The 1,754-nt window shown below is 57.1% G+C and carries 2 protein-coding genes; both read right to left on the bottom strand.

Features of this window, described 5'->3' with window-relative positions:
• Positions 1 to 1,385, bottom strand: a 1,385-nt coding sequence (locus AC1D1X_RS22370) for a tripartite tricarboxylate transporter permease (protein ID WP_477699228.1), incomplete at its 3' end; no start/stop codon positions are given.
• A gap of 48 nt (positions 1,386 to 1,433) precedes the next feature.
• Positions 1,434 to 1,754 (bottom strand): tripartite tricarboxylate transporter TctB family protein (locus tag AC1D1X_RS22365; RefSeq protein ID WP_477699227.1); only part of this gene is annotated, 321 nt, incomplete at its 5' end.

Below are 1,754 nucleotides of genomic sequence, written 5' to 3'. Positions count from 1 at the left end.
ATTTCGCCTTGCGACACGAGCATCGCCTGGCGGAACGAGTCTTCGGCCTTGTCTCCAAGGACCAGCGCGAGCACCAGCGGTGCGAGTGGATAGTCCAGTTTCTTGAAGAGGTAGCCCACCACGCCGAACAGCATCATGAACCAGATGTCCAACATGGCGTTGTGGACGGTGTAGGCGCCGATGGCACAGATGACCACAATGATGGGAGCAATGATTGAGAACGGGATGCGCAGGATGGATGCAAACAGCGGGACCGTGGTCAGCACAACGATCAGTCCTACGAGATTGCCCAGGTACATGCTGGCAATCAGTCCCCAGACGAAGTCTTTTTGCTCAACAAACAGCAGTGGCCCGGGCTGCAGGCCCCAGATCAGCAAGCCGCCCAGCAAAACGGCTGCGGTGGGCGAACCCGGAATCCCCAGTGCCAGCATGGGCAGCAGGGCGCTGGTGCCGGCGGCGTGCGCTGCGGTTTCGGGAGCAATGACACCTTCGATCTCACCGGTGCCGAACTTCGGGCCGTTCTTCGACATTTTCTTGGCAAGGCCGTAACTCATGAATGAGGCCGGTGTTGCGCCGCCAGGGGTGATACCCATCCAGATGCCGATCAGCGAGCTGCGAACCGACGTCATCCAATACTTCGGCAGCTTTTTCCATGTCTCCAGCACGACCTTGGGGTCGATCTTGGCGCTTTTGCCCGAGAACGCCAGTCCTTCTTCCATGGACAGAAGAATCTCGCCGATGCCGAACAGGCCGATTACCGCGATCAGGAAATCGAAACCGCGCATAAGGTCCGGGATACCGAAGGTCAGGCGCAGCTGGCCGGTTACGGTGTCCATGCCGACGGACGCCAATGCAAAGCCGAGCGTCATGGACGCGAGGATCTTGAACGGAGAGCCTTTGCCCATGCCCACGAAACTGCAGAAGGTCAGAAGGTAGACCGCAAAGAACTCAGGTGGACCGAACTTGAGTGCGAACTTGGCCACCAGGGGTGCCAGAAAGGTGATCATCACGACGGCAACAAAGGCACCGACGAAAGATGAAGTGAACGCAGCTGTCAGCGCGGCGCCCGCCTTGCCTTGTTGAGCCATCGGGTAGCCGTCAAAGGTGGTTGCTACCGACCAGGGCTCTCCCGGTATGTTGAACAGGATGGAGGTGATCGCACCACCAAAAAGCGCACCCCAATAGATGCAGGACAGCATGATGATTGCCGAGGTGGGCGACATCGTGAACGTGAGGGGCAGCAAAATGGCGACCCCGTTGGCGCCGCCCAGGCCGGGCAGCACGCCGATCAGCACGCCCAGAATGATGCCCACGAACATCAAGACGATGTTCATCGGCGTCAGGATGACGCTGAATCCGTGAAAAAGCGAGTTTAGTTCTTCCATTTCGATATCCGGTAAAAGTTCAGTGGGCTCGATGCGGGTATAGATGACTCAGTAGCCGAGGAAGCTCAGCAAGTCGAACTGGCCTTTGAACAAGGGAACCTTGAACCAGACCTCGAACATGAAGAAAAACAGCGCGATCACAACGAAGGAGGTGATCACGCTTTTGATCGGGGAGAATTTCCCCAGGATGATCATGAACAGCGCGATGTATACAGCGGACGCCACGTAGAGGCCAAAAAACTGGACAGCCAGCACATAAACAATGGCAGGAAGCAAAACGGCAAGTACCCGCTTGAGTTGCTCTCTGTCGACAAATACCTCGGTATTCCTGTTCTTGCCGAACAAGGCTTGGTAGAGGGTGCCGAGGCC

The organism is Polaromonas sp. P1_G4 (assembly GCF_056405475.1).
This window is presented reverse-complemented; position numbering and strand designations above follow the sequence as displayed.